We start from the raw sequence: 13,779 nt of genomic DNA, 5'->3' as shown, positions 1-13,779 counted from the left end.
CCTGTTCGATTGGGGGACTGATGGGCGCCCTTGTCTAATGACCCAGGCGCAAGCCGATTTCCTGGCTGTCGAGATCGACGAGCAGGCTGTTTTTCTCAAAATACCGGATGCCCACGATGTTATGTTCGAGCCCGGGGACAATCTCGACCTCAGGCTTGTAGGTGGTCTTGAAATTCCAATCGTCCTGGCCTTCGCTTTTCACCACGATCTGCGTGCCGGCTTCCAGCGAACTATACGGTTTGGACGTCTCGGTCGGGACCATGATGGTTGAATTGCCTGTGTCGTAGAGCGTCGGGCGACAAACTGGTTCGGCGCCCCACGAGAGACAGGCGTCTAGGGTGGGAAAATTATATCGCACATTGGCCTGTTTCCATTTTTGCATCCTGAAGTTCTTCTTCATGTCGTTTGGAATGCCGATATGGAGTGCTTCAACTTCTGGACAATTGCCGTCCTCGTTCGTGCAGACCTTCCATTTGCTGCCGACCGGCGAGAGGTAGTAGCCTTTGCGTAGACCGGCCCCTACTTTGACGGCGTCCATCGGCGATTTGATCATTAGATTTGGCCCCTCACCTCCGATGGGGGAGATGCCGAAAATGCCTTTTGGCCAAAGCGGGCCGCCGACAATCTCACCTGTGCCGCGCCTGACTTGCTTGTAGCGGATGACGAATGAGACCCGTCTGTCCGTGGATACCGAGGCGTCTGGCGAACCAAAAGTCACGCGTGCCGAAGCAACATTTCCATACTCATCGTAGGTTGCATAGTGCATGACGACTTTTTGGGTCGTGACAATTATTCCGTCCAGCTCCCGGCTTTCCGTGATCTTTATTCCGTTCTCGGAACACAATTCTGCGGGGAGCACCGACTGGCACTCGATCGTCATCCCGCTCGACCCTGTATCGAGCAATAAAGGCTGATTGATTTTCCGATCCCCCAGGGAAAGAATTGTCACATAGAGCATTCGAATATTTTTTGGCTTCCCGGGATACTCCAATTTTATCAAGGGAAGGATCAAAGGTGTTTCATCGCCAGCTTCGGCCGGCATCGATATGGCCGAAAATGCCGAGATAGCGGTCACGGCCGCACAGGTTCTAAAGCGGTTCTTCGGCATATCCCCTCACAAAGCAATGATTTGCCAGGGAATGTTAATCTCTGGAACGTCGCTGTAAAGTCATGGTTTCGATCAGCCGCTTGTTATGGCGCGTCAAGTATTCAACCCGCCCGAGACATCGCTGCGCTGCGCATTGCCCGCGCATGCGTCGGCGTTCGCCGCGCCCCGGTGTTCCTCAACCGGTACGGTTCCGGGCCGAAGTCTGATCCGGTCTAAGCCGGCTTTGGCGATGCGAGCACCAGAAGCGGGCACCGTTCCGCCAGCGGATAAGAGCCGCTCGGCACGACGCGCACCTTGCCGAACCAGGCGCTTGCCTCGTCCACCAGCATGGCCAGCGTCGCGAAACTGTACTTCGTTTCGGACCCCGCATAAACGTCGATCGTGTTGATGGATGCCATGCTCCATCCCGTCCGTGCGGCAAGAACCTCCCGGTCCGGAAACAGTCTGTCGAATGTTGCGCGGATTGCCTGCACATCGACGCTGTTGTCGCAGTCGTCGGTCGTGCACGCCATCGCGATCCGCCATTTGAGCGCGTGGAAATTCTCGACCCCGCCGGCCAGAACCAGGGCTTGGATGCCGCGAAGGTGATCCGCTGTCTCAGGCCGTGCGAAAACGCGGATAGCCGCGCGTCTGCCAGGCTTAAGCACCCTTGCGATTTCGCTGAACAGCACACCGCGTGCGGCCTTGGAATCGACCGCCGACAGGCATCCGTCGCCGATGACCGCGTCGAAACTCGCCCGCTCGACGGGCAGGTCGAGCCAGTTGCCGGCCATCGCCCTTCGCGAGGCGTTGTCGCCGGCCCATACGCCGGAAATCATGGTTGCCGACTGATCGATTGCCAACATCGATCTGCCCAGGACAGCCAGTTCGGGAGTCACGCCGAGGAGGAGGACGTCGGCATTCCCGAGATCGAGTTCGCGATCGAATATGCCGACGGTTTCCGCTGTTGGCCGCAGCGGTGCGTCCAGCAACTTCCAGTGCCGATGATAATTATCCCAATGATTTGTCATTCAAACCCGTTGGAGCCCAGGAAAGTCTGGCGTCGACCGATTAGAGCCGCTTAATGGAAGCGGGTATGCAAGCCAAGGGGATAGCGGTGGCGCGGGTCATTGTCATAACGCACGAGCATGACCGGTTCCTGGGCAAGCGCAACCTCATGTTGCGCAGGGGCAGTTCCTATTTGCTGTTCGATATTCTGCAGGACCTGAAAAGGCGCGGCCATTCGGTCCGGATTCAACACGGCCTGTCGAAAACATACAGCGCCGACATTGCTGTCCTGCATGTCGATGCCACGACTACGCCGGCGGACTATCTCGCCTATGCGCGCGGTTTCCCCTTCTGCCTCAATGTCGGGGCGGCGGACATATCGAAAACGCGGATCAGCGGAGCGCTGCTAAGCGAGGATGACGCCTGGCAAGGCCCGGTCATCGTCAAGAGCAACCTCAACAATCAAGGCATCCCGGAGAGGCTTCTCAATCGGCGATCGAAGCGCGCGGGGAAATCGCCGCCTTTTCCCAATCTGCCAGCCTTGCGGCCCTATGAGGTCCATGAATCTCTCGGCGAGCTTCCAGACGGCATATTCGAACGCGATGACCTGGTGGTGGAAAAATTCATCCCGGAAAGAGAACCCGACGGCTTCGCGGCACGTTTCTGGGTATTTTGCGGGGAGCGCGAGCGCTGCACCCGCTACGTCTCGCCAAACAGCCTGGTCAAGGCATCGAAAACGATCCGGCGCGAGCCCGTCCCGGTGCCCGACGAGATGCGCGAGCGGCGGCGTGAGCTCGGCTTCGACTACGGGAAATTCGATTTCGTCATGCATGAGGGCAGAGCCATCCTCCTCGATGCCAACAAGACTCCCGGCCGCCCGCAGAATCTCGTCAAGATGTTCGCGGCCGGGGCTTCCGACCTGGCCGACGGTTTCGAAGGCCTGATCCGTCGGGGGCGACAATTCGTCATCGCCACACCCCCTGCCAGCCGCTAGAGAAACAGCCGCAATTGGGTGTGGATGATCGACCGGTAGTCCTCGATCGTGCGCCGGCCCTCTTCCTCGTCCTGCGTCAGCGCCAGGCGCACGACACCGCCGGCAAGCTGGAATATCAGAAAGACCAGGCGCGCGAACGGCTCGCGCTGTCCGGCCTGGAGCATCGGGCCGACATGGTCGCAGAATATCTTCGACTGATGCCGCGTCTCGGCAATGTCGAGATGCTGCAGCGCCTTGTCGGCCTGGATGGCGTTCTGCAGATCCTGAATGGCAGGGTCCGCCGAGACACGGCCAAAATAGTCGTCGAGCAGGCGGTCCGCGGCAGCGGTCACGTCGCCCGGCTCCTGGATTTCGGCGATGATCGCGCCGAAGCGCGCGCGGCTGACCTCTGAAAACCGCTCGTAGAGCATCGCCAGGATCGCCGACTTGTTGGGGAAGTAGTGGTAGACGGTGGCGATCGGCCCGCCCGCCAGCGCCCCGACCTCCTTCATGGTGACGGCGTCGATGCCCTTCTCGCCGATCAGCCGCATGGTGGTCGACAGGATGGCGTCGATGCGCTCGCGGCTGCGCTCCTGCTTGGGTCGGCGCCTGGGTTCGGTGGCCGTCCGATTTGCTTGCGTCATGCACCGATCTTTCGCACGAGTTCCCAAATTCCGGTTGACAAAAAATATGATCAAGTATCAGTTTCTGAAATGCTGACAGATTGTCAGCTTTTCCGCCGCGCGGCAAGGACGTTGGGAGGCGCCTTTGACTTCGACAAGCACCGGTGTTCAGGGCGATGGCGATTGGCTGGTCGGTAACCCGACCGGCGCGCAACTCGCTTCGGCCTTGTGGATCGGGTCGGTCGGCCTGCTCATCCTCGGTCTGCAGCCTGTCCTGCTCGGCGCCCTCTATACCGAGGGCCATGTCAGCGGTGACGAATTGGCACTGGTCGCCACCGCCGAGATGATCGCCATCGCGATCGGTTCGGCGATCGTGGCGATGCTGCTCTCGACGCACAACATGCGCTGGAAGAGTGCGATCCTCTTGCTGCTCCTGGCGCTGGCCAATGTGTGGACGGCCTATGCCGCCGGCGCCAACACGTTGATGGCGGCACGCGCCTTGGCCGGTCTTGCCGAAGGCGGCCTCGTCGCCGTCGCCACCGAACTGATTGCCCGCTCGCGGCGCGCCGAACGCATCGGCGGCTTTTTCGTCACCATGCAGACCTTGGCGCAATGCGCTCTGGCCCTGCTGCTGGCCCTTTATGTCATCCCTGCCGCCGGGTCGGCCGGTGGCTTCCTCGTTCTTGCCGCCGTCTGTGTCGCGTCGCTGGTGGTCGCCTTCGCTGTCCCCTCCGACTATGCCGACCTGCCGAAGGACGAGAACCTCGCCAATGTGCTGACCGTTCCTTCGATCACCGCGCTGTTGTGCGTCTTCTGCTACTTCATGTTCTTCGGTGCGGTCTGGGCCTTTCTGGAGCCGCTCGGCGCCCAGTTCGGCATCGATGGCCGCACCGTCGGCCTGATCGTCTCGGCCAGCCTCGCCGTGCAGGTTCTGGGCGCGATGACGGCGACCGTGTTCGAAGCGCGCATCGACTATCGCCTTGCCATCGCGGCGATCGGCATCGTCGCGCTTGCCGCCTCGCTCGTGCTTGCCAGCGGACCTGGCCTCACGACATTCTGGCTCGTCGCCGTGGTCATGGGTTTTATCCTGCTGTTCATCGTGCCCTACCAGATCCGGCTGGCGATCACCGCCGATGAGACGCGCACCGCCGTGCTGCTTGTGCCGGCCGCCCAGCTTTTCGGCCTGGCGATCGGGCCGGTCGCGGCGTCGCTGCTCATCGACGGCAAGGATTTTCGCCCGGTTCCCGAATTCGCCGCCGCGAGCGCCGTCGCCAGCGTGGCGCTGCTCGGTCTGTTTGTCTTCGTGGCGCGGCGTCGCCGCGCGGTTCCCTGAGCGAGCGGTCCCATGTCGAACAGCTGGAGCAACTGGTCGGGCTTAGTCACCGCGGAGCCACGGCTGATGGCGAGCCCCGCCGATGCCGGCGAACTCGGCGATCTCATCCGCACCGCGCCCGGTCCGGTCCGCGTCGTCGGCGCAGGTCACTCCTTCACGCCGCTGGTGAAGTCGCAAGGCACCATCCTCTCGCTGGAGAGACTGGAAGGGCTCGTCTCGCATGACGCGAAAGAAAATCAGGCACGCGTGCGGGCAGGGACGCGGCTTGGTTCGCTCATGCACATCCTGCAAGGCATCGGCCAGGGCCTGCCCAATATGGGCGACATCGACCGTCAGGCGATAGGCGGCGCGCTGGGCACGGCGACCCATGGCTCTGGGCCGACGCTCGGTGCCTATCACACGCAGCTGGACACGGTGCAGATCGTCGACGGGCTCGGCAACATCCGGGAATTCAAGCGGGACGGGGACCAGGAGACGATCCATGCCATCGGCGTCGCGCTCGGCGCCTTCGGTGTGCTCAGCGAAGTGACGCTGAACAACATCGCGACCTACCGGCTGCGCCGCCGCAAGTGGGTGCTGCCGATCGCCGACATGCTGCGCGATTTCGAAACGATGATGGCCGCCCATCGCTCGGCCGAATTCTACTACATTCCGTTTTCCGGTTACGCGCAGTTCATCGCCAGTGACTTCAGCTCCGGGGCCACCACCCCGCGCCCGACCGAGGATGACGAGGGCTCCTTGCGCACACTGCGCCGCCTGCGCACCGGGCTTGCCTGGCTGCCGTCGCTGCGCCGCCGGCTGATCCTGGGCGCGGTCGCCAAGGTGCCGGCCGAGGACTATGTGCAGGACTGGCTCAACGTCTATGCCAGCGACCGGCAGACCCGGTTCAACGAGATGGAATATCACCTTCCCTTCGAGGAGGGGCCGAAGGCGCTGGCCGAGATCATCGACCTGACCGAGAAGCATTTTCCAGAGGTCTATTTCCCGATGGAAGTGCGGTCGGTGGCACCGGACGATTTCTGGCTCTCGCCCTTTCACAAGAGGCTCACCTGTTCCATCGCCATCCACCACGACGCGGCGGACGATCCGCTGCCGTTCATGCGCGCGGCCGAACCGATCTTCCGCCGATATGGCGGCAGGCCGCACTGGGGCAAGATGCACAGCCTCAAGGCGGCCGACCTGAAAAAGCTCTATCCGCGCTGGGACGATGCCATGGCGGTGCGCCGCGACATCGATCCGCACAACCGTTTCGTCTCGCCCTACATGGCCGATCTGTTTGGCATCGATCAATGAAAGTTTACTTCGCGACGCTTTCGGATGCGCTGAGAGAGGCGGGCATTTTCCAGCCTTGCCTGCTGCTCGACCGTGACCGGCTGGACAGCAACATCGCCCTGGTCAGGGAAAGGCTCGATCCCGGCCTCGCCGTGCGGCTGGTCGACAAGTCGCTCGCTTGCCTGCCGTTGCTTGCCCATATCGGCAAGACGCTTGGAACCCACCGTTTCATGACCTTCCATCCGCCGATCAGCGAGGCGGTATTGACGGCGTTTCCGGACGCCGATCTCCTTTATGGCAAGCCGATGCCGGTAGGCGCGGCAAGGGCGGTGCTTTCGAGGGGCGATACGGCCTGGTCGCGCGTCTGCTGGCTGATCGATACCCAGGAGAGGCTGGCGGAGTATGGCGCGCTCGCCGATGAACTCGGTGTCGAGCTGCGCATTGCTTTCGAAATCGATGTCGGGTTGCATCGCGGCGGTTTCGCCGAACCGGAGGCCTTGTCGCGGGCTTTGAAATTGCTGCCGGCCCACAAAGGGCTGCGCTGCGAAGGCGTCATGGCCTATGAGGCGCATGCGCCGCACATACCGGGCTTGTTCGGCGGGCCGGCCAAGGCGTTGGCGCAAGCCTCGGAACGAGTTGCGGCTTTCGTGGCGCGCCTCGGCGCCGATCAGCGAAGCATTCTCAACATTGGCGGCAGCAAGACCGCGCTGCTTCATCATGGCGGTACCGCCAATGAAGTGTCGATGGGCTCGGCCTTCGTGCTGCCTGGCGACTTCGACACGCCAGGCCTCGATGGCTTTCAGCCTGCCGCCTTCATCGCGACGCCGATCCTGAAAGTGGTCGAGCCGATGCTGCCTGGCCCGCCGGCCGTTTCCCGCTTGCTGCAGGCGCTCGGCCGGTTTCCCCGCAAGGGCTGCTACCTCTATGGCGGCAAATGGATGGCCGAGCCGGTGTTTCCCGAGGGCATGAAGACGAACGGCCTGCTCGGCCTGTCCTCCAACCAGCAATTCATGGGCCTGCCAACCGACTCGACCGCAAGGCCAGCTGACTATGCTTTCCTGCGGCCGACGCAGAGCGAGGCCGTGCTGCAGCAGTTCGGGCCGATCGCGGTTCTTTCCCGTGGCAAGATCGTGGATCGCTGGCCGGTATTGCCGATGATGTGATGGGGCAGACCGTCTCTAATAGTTGACTGCGTCAAGTAAATCGGCGATCGTGTTTGGACAGGAGATGTCCATGACCATTCACCATCAGCCCGACAACGCTGCGCCCAACAAGGACCTGATCGATGCGGTTCGGGCCTTCAACCGGTTCTACACGCGTCAGATCGGACTGCTCGACGAAGGGCTGCTGAAGAGCGCCTTCTCGTTGACCGAGGCGCGGGTGCTGTACGAGTTGGCGCATCGTGACGGACTGACCGCGACCGACCTCGGGCGCGATCTCGGCCTCGATGCCGGTTATGTCAGCCGTTTGCTGAAGAAGTTCGAGCGCCTTCACCTCATCTCCAGGGCCACCCTTGCTTCGGACGCGCGGCAGTCGACGATCGCGCTGACGCCGGCGGGCAGGAACGCCTTCGCGCCGCTGAACAAGGATTCGCACGACCAGGTCGCGGCGCTGCTCGATCGGCTGCCCACCTCGGAGCAGGACCGGCTGGTAAATTCCATGCGCACGGTACAGCGACTGCTGGATGACGGTGCCGAGCCGAAAATCCCTTACCTGCTGCGGCCGCCGCAGGTCGGCGACATCGGCTGGATCACCCGCCGGCAAGGGATGCTCTACGCCCAGGACTATGGCTGGGACGAAACCTATGAAGCGCTGGTCGCCGAAATCCTGGCCAATTTCGTAAAATCCTACGATCCGAAATGGGAGCGCGGCTGGATCGCCGAACGGGAAGGCGAGGTCGTCGGCTCGGTCTTCGTCGTGCGCAAGTCCGACCAGGTGGCCAAGCTGCGGCTCCTTTATGTCGAACCTTCGGCGCGGGGTCTCGGCATCGGCAAGCGCCTGGTCGAGGAATGCATCGGCTTTGCCCGCGCCAGGGGCTACAAGACGCTGACCCTGTGGACCAACGACATTCTGACCGCCGCCCGGCACATCTACCAGGCAGCCGGATTCAGGCTGACCGAGGAAGAACCCCACCATTCCTTCGGCAAGGATCTGGTTGGCCAGAATTGGGATCTCGATCTGTAGCGAGCTGTCCGGCAATGCCCGGTTGCTGGCGGTTTGCGCCAATGGTATCGAATACGGGTCGAAAAGGACCCTGGAGCGGCAAACGGTAAGCCCGCTCCCTTCCGTCAGATGGAAGCTCCGTTCCCATCCAGAATGGGAACCCACGGCAAGCCACGGCGTGCTTTGACGCCGGGCTTGGCGTTCGGGGTCCCGCCGATCGGCGTTCCTTCGTGTGCCAGGCGCCAACGAAGGAGAAGAGACAATGCCCATCATTCGCGCCGACACCGGCGTCATCACCCAGATCAACGTCTTCACCGTGCCCGAGGGCGGACAGCAGGCGCTGATCGACCTTTTGCGGGAGGCGGCAATGAGTTGTCGTGGCATTCCCGGCTGGATGTCGGCCAGCCTGCACAGGGAACTCGACGGAACACGCGTCGTCAACTATGCGCAGGCGCGGGATCAGGCGGCCATGCGGCGCGTCTTCGAGCATCTGCGGACGAGCGGTTTCCTCGATCGCAACCAGGCCCTGGGGCAGGCCCATCCCGGCCTCTATGAGGTCGCGCTCACCCTGGAATAGGCGAGGCGGCGGGCCGCGCCTCGGCTGCTGCCGGGGCGTGGCCCATTCGGCATCCAGCCCCTATGATTTGACCGGCACCCAGATCTCCAGCCCACCATTGCCGGTGCGGGCATCGAATTCAGGGCCATAGCGCTCGAATTCCGGCGCGTCGGCGATTTCATGGCCTGAGGCGGGCAGCCAGCTGTTCCAGATCGTGTTGATCGTACGCCGGATGGTCGAGATGTGCTCGCGATGCGTGAACACGGCGTATTTCTGTGCCGGCACCCGCACCCGTTGGAATTCCTTCGGCAGATCCGCGAAGTCGCGCACCTCGACGCCGACGACATAGTCGAAATTGCCGGCATCGTCGCCATTGAGGCAGACGCCGTAGAAAACGCCTGAAATCTCGCCTTGTATGTTGCCGATGTATGGAGCGAAGCGCTGCCACTGCATCGGAATCCCGGCACTGGATTCGCAGCTGTAGCGCTCGCCGAGCCCGGCGACGAGGAAGGGCCGGCTGGTCTCGAAGCGCGGCGGCTGGAGTGTGGTGAGAAGTGAACTGTCCATCAGGATAGGCTCCACGAGGTCGAGGGACTTGGTCGAACCTTGCGCGCGCACCAGTTCCGGCGTGGTGCCGAACTGGTCGCGGAAGGCACGGGTGAAAGCCTCATGCGAGTTGTAGCTGGCTTCGAGCGCGATGCTGAGAATCTCGGGCGCTCCGCCAGCCAGCTTGCGCGCCGCCTCGGTCAGCCGGCGCGAGCGCATGTAGCCCATGACGGAGCGGCCGGTGGCGGCGCCGAAGGCGCGCGTCACATGAAAGCGCGACACGCCGCTGCTTTGCGCGACGTCGTCGAGCGTAACGACGTCAGGCAGATGGCTTTCGACAAACCATAGCGCTTTCTCGGTCGGGTTCATGTGCTCCTCGCATTTGGCATCCGCACCCTGGCGCCTCGTAGCCCGCCCAGTTTGATCGAAATTGCGCATGGCGCAAATGGGCAAGCGGTCGCGCGTTCTCATTCGGGGCCTGCTGTGATCGGCTCGAATGGCCGGGTCGGCAAGGTACCGTCGAACAGCAACCGTGATGGCCGTGTCGGCAGCGATTGACTGAGTGCATGTATTGTTATAACAGAACATAATGATCGTCTTGCCTCGGCGCCGCTCGCGGCCTAGGCTGCGACTCGTGATGGTCCCCGAGCCGAAAGGCGAGGGGTGAAAAGGGAACGCGGTGAGATCCGATTTGGGGTCGAGGCCGCGGCTGCCCCCGCAACTGTAAGCGGCGAGCAAGATCCGGAACGCCACTGGCCGGCAAGGCTGGGAAGGCAGGATTGCGCGGAGACCCGTGAGCCAGGAGACCTGCCATCACCGAGTTGACCGGACGGGGTGTGCCGGGAGGAAACGTGGACATCGGTCTTGTCGGCCGGTCGACCAACATCCTTCCGTCGCCAGTTTTGAAAGTGACGGGACGTTGGACGGCGCAATCGATCGTATTCACCGCACCCAAATGCACCAGATCATCGTGTGCACCCTTTGCCGCGACGTGCCGACCGGCGTCAGGTCTGGCGAAGCTCTGTGTGCCGAATTGCGCTCCCGTCTCTCGGCCCAGCCTGATCTGGTGCATGATTTCACGGTCGAGGGCGTGGCTTGCATGGCGGGATCCGCGCGCCCGCTGACGGTGGCCTTCCAGGCGCCGGGCAAAGCCGCCTATCTCTTCGGCTCGATCGATGCAGAGGCCGACGCCGGCGATCTTGTGCGATTTGCCAGGCTCTACGCTTCGCTTGCCGATGGCTGGTGCAATTCCGGTCAACGTCCGCCGCGCCTGGCCGGCAAGACGCTGGCCCGCATCCCGGCACCGGGCAAGCCGGCGGATGGCAATCGATGACCATGCCGCTTCTCGATGCGCGCGACCTGAGCGCGACGGCGAATGGCCGGACTCTGGTCGATGCCGTCAGCCTGTCGGTGACATCAGGCGACCGCCTCGCCATCATTGGTCCCAACGGCGCCGGCAAGACCACGCTGCTGCGCATGTTGTCCGGCATGCTTAGGCCAAGTTCGGGCGAGGTGAGGCTTGGCGGGCGACGCCTGGACAGGATTTCGCCGGCCGAGCGGGCCCTGCATATCGCCGTCGTCGGCCAGACCGACCAGCCGGATCCGCGTCTGGCGGTGATCGACTATGTCGAGCTCGGCCGCGTCCCGCATGCCGGCCTGGGGCGCCGGGGCGAGGAGCGCGACATTGTCGTGGACGCGCTGCGCCGGACGGGCCTGTTGCCGCTGCTCGGCCGCACCATCGGCTCGCTGTCGGGTGGCGAACGCCAGCGCGCCCAGCTTGCCCGAGCCATCGCGCAGGTGCCCAAGATCCTGTTTCTCGACGAACCGACCAACCACCTCGACCCGCGCGCGCGCGCGCAACTGCTCGAACTGGTGGCCGGCTTGGGCATGACGGTGATCGCCGTGCTGCACGATCTGACGCTGGTAGCGCCCTTCGCCACCAAGGTCGGGGTGATGAATGAGGCGCGGCTGCAGGCTCTGGCGCCGCCGCACGAGGCGCTGACCCAGCAGCTGATCCGCGAGATTTTCGGCGTCGACGTGTTTCGCCTGCGCCATCCCACAGAGGATCGCGAGCTGACGGTGTTCGAGCTCCCGAACCGCGCCGCGCCGCCATCCTGATCACCCTCTCATCATCCGATACGGTTCAACCAAGGAGCAAATCCGTGAAACGCCTTGCCACCTCGCTCGTCCTCTCGCTGCTCGCCTCGACGGCCTTCGCCTTCCCCGTCACCGTCGACAGCTGCGGCAACCCGCTGACTTTCGACGCTCCACCGAAGCGTGCGGTCATCCATGATCTCAACATGGCCGAGATGGCCTTCGCGCTGAAACTGCAGCCCTCGATCGTCGGCCTGACGGGCATCACCGGATGGTACAAGGTCGGCCCCGAATTCAAGGCAGAACAGGGTTCCATCCCAGAACTGGCGCCGAAATATCCAACGCTGGAGAATCTCGTCGCGGTCGCGCCCGATTTCTTCTTCGCCGGCTGGTACTACGGTATGAAACCCGGCGGCGACGTGACCCCCGACACGCTCGCACCGCATGGCGTCAAGACGCTGGTGCTGACCGAAAGCTGCGTCCATCTCGACAAGAGCCGCCCGGCCGCCTCCATGGACCTGCTTTATGGCGACGTCGAAAAGCTGGGCAAGATTTTCGGCAAGGAGCCGGAAGCGGACAAGATCGTCGCCGGCTGGAAAGCGCAGCTAGCCGATATCACCGCCAAGGTCGGTGATCGCAAGGGGACGCGGGTCTTCCTCTACGATTCCGGCGAGGACAAGCCGTTCACAGCCGGAAAATTCGCCATCCCCAGCGCCATGATATCGGCAGCCGGCGGCGACAACATCATGGCCGACATGGAAACCAGTTGGGGCAACACGGACTGGGAGACGGTGGCGGCGCGCAATCCGCAATTCCTCATCCTGCTCGATTATCAGGACGGCGGCGGCTACAGGAAACTGCTCGACTTCCTGAAGGCGCACCCGGCGATGAAAGAGACGGACGCGGTCAAGAACGAGCGCTTCGTCGCGCTTCGTTACGCCGAGCTGACGCCGGGACCAGCGAACGTCGAAGCCATCGGCAAGATCGCCAGGGCGATGCATCCGGAAGCGTTCTGATGCATCTTGCCCGAGAGCAAAAACCGGGCGCGCTGTCAGGGCACAGCGCCTTCACGCTGGCCATGGCGGCGGGCACGGTGGCGCTCGTCGCTCTCGCGCTGCTGTCGATCGCCTACGGCTCGACGCTGATACCTCTGGGCGATGTCATCGCCGCGCTTGGCCGTGCCATCGGGCTGGACGAGCCGCAAATATCGGGCCCGGTCGGCAAGATCGTCGTCGACCTGCGGCTGCCGCGGACGATCCTGGCGATCTGTGTCGGCGGCGGACTGGGCATTGTCGGCGCCTTGCTGCAGACGGTGACCCGCAACGATCTTGCCGATCCCTTCCTGTTCGGCCTGTCTTCTGGGGCCGCCGCCGGCGCGGTTTCCGTCATCACCGTCTTCGGTGACAGTTTCGGTATCTGGACCCTGCCGGTCGCCGCCTTTACCGGGGGCATACTGGCCGCATGCATCGTGCTTTTGCTGGTCGCGCGGGTCAGGGGGCAGGGCCCGGAACGGCTGATCCTCGCCGGCCTTGCCGTCTCCTTCATGTTCACCGCCCTGACCAATTATCTGGTCTTTGCCGGCGACCAGCGCGCGGCCCATTCGGTGCTGTTCTGGACGATGGGCGGGCTCGGCCTGGCGCGCTGGGACAATGTCTGGCTGGGGGCGGTGGGCGCGGGCACAATCGCGGCCTACGGGCTGTGGAACCACCGCAGGCTGGACGCATTCCTCGCCGGTGAAAGTGCGGCTGAAAGTCTTGGCGTGCCGGTGGCGCGCATGCGCAGGACGACATTTCTCGTCGCCGCCTTCGCGACGGCAATCCTCGTCTCGGTCGCCGGCGTCATCGGCTTTGTCGGCCTGATGATCCCGCATCTGGCGCGGCCGCTGGCCGGTCCCTTGCATCTGCGCCTGATCGCGAGCTGCGCGCTGTTCGGGGCGGTGCTCCTGCTGGCAAGCGATCTTCTGGCGCGGACCCTGCTGCCGCCCCAGGAACTGCCGATCGGCATCATCACCAGCTCGCTCGGCGCATTCTTCGTCGTCACCATGGTCGTTCGAAACCGCCTTTGAAGCGGCTTCTTGTACCGCTGCAAGCGGGGTTTCGGGTGGGCACGACGTTCACCTGCCGC

At 63.3% G+C, this 13,779-nt stretch carries 14 protein-coding genes and 1 riboswitch; of the genes, 10 read left to right on the top strand and 4 right to left on the bottom strand.

The annotated features are described in order from the left end of the window. Nucleotides 1-34: 34 nt before the first annotated feature. Both FJ948_RS19415 and FJ948_RS19410 read right to left on the bottom strand, forming a co-directional pair. Nucleotides 35-1,108 (bottom strand): hypothetical protein, encoded by a 1,074-nt coding sequence (locus FJ948_RS19415; RefSeq protein ID WP_140707160.1) that lies wholly within the window; start codon nucleotides 1,106-1,108, stop codon nucleotides 35-37. 212 nt (nucleotides 1,109-1,320) lie between these two features. After that, on the bottom strand, nucleotides 1,321-2,118 hold the full coding sequence (locus tag FJ948_RS19410) for a class I SAM-dependent methyltransferase (protein ID WP_140707158.1): 798 nt from the start codon (nucleotides 2,116-2,118) through the stop codon (nucleotides 1,321-1,323). A 65-nt stretch (nucleotides 2,119-2,183) separates the two neighbouring features. Here FJ948_RS19410 and FJ948_RS19405 point away from each other — a divergent pair, with 65 nt between their 5' ends. Next, complete coding sequence (locus FJ948_RS19405; RefSeq protein WP_246677549.1) at nucleotides 2,184-3,089, top strand: hypothetical protein; 906 nt, start codon at nucleotides 2,184-2,186, stop codon at nucleotides 3,087-3,089. Here FJ948_RS19405 and FJ948_RS19400 read toward each other — a convergent pair. Further along, a complete protein-coding gene (locus FJ948_RS19400; protein WP_140707156.1) occupies nucleotides 3,086-3,712 on the bottom strand; it encodes a TetR/AcrR family transcriptional regulator in 627 nt (208 codons plus the stop codon). The two genes, FJ948_RS19405 and FJ948_RS19400, sit on opposite strands and share 4 nt — an antisense overlap. 124 nt (nucleotides 3,713-3,836) lie before the next feature. Between FJ948_RS19400 and FJ948_RS19395 the strand changes: the two genes are divergently transcribed. The 5 genes from FJ948_RS19395 to FJ948_RS19375 all read left to right on the top strand — a co-directional run bounded on the left by FJ948_RS19395 (nucleotide 3,837) and on the right by FJ948_RS19375 (nucleotide 9,036). Further along, nucleotides 3,837-5,024: an MFS transporter gene (locus tag FJ948_RS19395; protein WP_140707154.1), complete on the top strand. Its 1,188-nt coding sequence runs from the start codon at nucleotides 3,837-3,839 to the stop codon at nucleotides 5,022-5,024. Between the two features lie 12 nt (nucleotides 5,025-5,036). Continuing rightward, entirely contained in the window at nucleotides 5,037-6,317 is a 1,281-nt protein-coding gene (locus FJ948_RS19390) for a D-arabinono-1,4-lactone oxidase (protein ID WP_140707152.1), read from the top strand. Next, on the top strand, nucleotides 6,314-7,459 hold the full coding sequence (locus tag FJ948_RS19385; RefSeq protein WP_140707151.1) for a DSD1 family PLP-dependent enzyme: 1,146 nt from the start codon (nucleotides 6,314-6,316) through the stop codon (nucleotides 7,457-7,459). The genes FJ948_RS19390 and FJ948_RS19385 overlap by 4 nt, the downstream gene beginning before the upstream one ends. Nucleotides 7,460-7,529: 70 nt before the next feature. Continuing rightward, the gene (locus FJ948_RS19380; RefSeq protein WP_140707149.1) at nucleotides 7,530-8,480 is read left to right on the top strand and encodes a helix-turn-helix domain-containing GNAT family N-acetyltransferase; all 951 of its coding nucleotides are present in this window, start codon (nucleotides 7,530-7,532) and stop codon (nucleotides 8,478-8,480) included. Nucleotides 8,481-8,721: 241 nt separating this feature from the next. Beyond that, nucleotides 8,722-9,036, top strand: a complete 315-nt coding sequence (locus FJ948_RS19375) for an antibiotic biosynthesis monooxygenase family protein (protein ID WP_140707147.1) — start codon at nucleotides 8,722-8,724, stop codon at nucleotides 9,034-9,036. Nucleotides 9,037-9,096: 60 nt separating this feature from the next. Here the strand turns inward: FJ948_RS19375 and FJ948_RS19370 are convergent, their stop codons facing one another. After that, nucleotides 9,097-9,930: an AraC family transcriptional regulator gene (locus FJ948_RS19370; protein WP_140707145.1), complete on the bottom strand. Its 834-nt coding sequence runs from the start codon at nucleotides 9,928-9,930 to the stop codon at nucleotides 9,097-9,099. Nucleotides 9,931-10,182: 252 nt separating this feature from the next. Continuing rightward, nucleotides 10,183-10,391, top strand: a riboswitch (cobalamin riboswitch). Between FJ948_RS19370 and FJ948_RS19365 the strand changes: the two genes are divergently transcribed. The 4 genes from FJ948_RS19365 (at nucleotide 10,355) to FJ948_RS19350 (ending at nucleotide 13,720) form a co-directional block, all read left to right on the top strand. Beyond that, a complete protein-coding gene (locus FJ948_RS19365; protein WP_246677548.1) occupies nucleotides 10,355-10,894 on the top strand; it encodes a DUF1636 family protein in 540 nt (179 codons plus the stop codon). Its footprint overlaps the riboswitch before it by 37 nt. Next, nucleotides 10,891-11,679 carry an ABC transporter ATP-binding protein gene (locus FJ948_RS19360; protein ID WP_140707141.1) on the top strand — a complete coding sequence of 263 codons (789 nt, stop codon included), beginning with the start codon at nucleotides 10,891-10,893 and terminating at the stop codon, nucleotides 11,677-11,679. The genes FJ948_RS19365 and FJ948_RS19360 overlap by 4 nt, the downstream gene beginning before the upstream one ends. 44 nt (nucleotides 11,680-11,723) lie before the next feature. Continuing rightward, nucleotides 11,724-12,671 carry an ABC transporter substrate-binding protein gene (locus FJ948_RS19355; RefSeq protein WP_140707139.1) on the top strand — a complete coding sequence of 316 codons (948 nt, stop codon included), beginning with the start codon at nucleotides 11,724-11,726 and terminating at the stop codon, nucleotides 12,669-12,671. Continuing rightward, complete coding sequence (locus FJ948_RS19350; protein WP_181173719.1) at nucleotides 12,671-13,720, top strand: iron ABC transporter permease; 1,050 nt, start codon at nucleotides 12,671-12,673, stop codon at nucleotides 13,718-13,720. Before FJ948_RS19355 ends, FJ948_RS19350 begins: the two co-directional genes overlap by 1 nt. Nucleotides 13,721-13,779 lie beyond the last annotated feature (59 nt).

This window comes from Mesorhizobium sp. B2-3-12 (assembly GCF_006442205.1).
In the GTDB taxonomy this organism is placed as follows: domain Bacteria; phylum Pseudomonadota; class Alphaproteobacteria; order Rhizobiales; family Rhizobiaceae; genus Mesorhizobium.
Note: the sequence above shows the minus strand (reverse complement) of the source record. Positions and strands in the feature narration are given on the sequence as shown.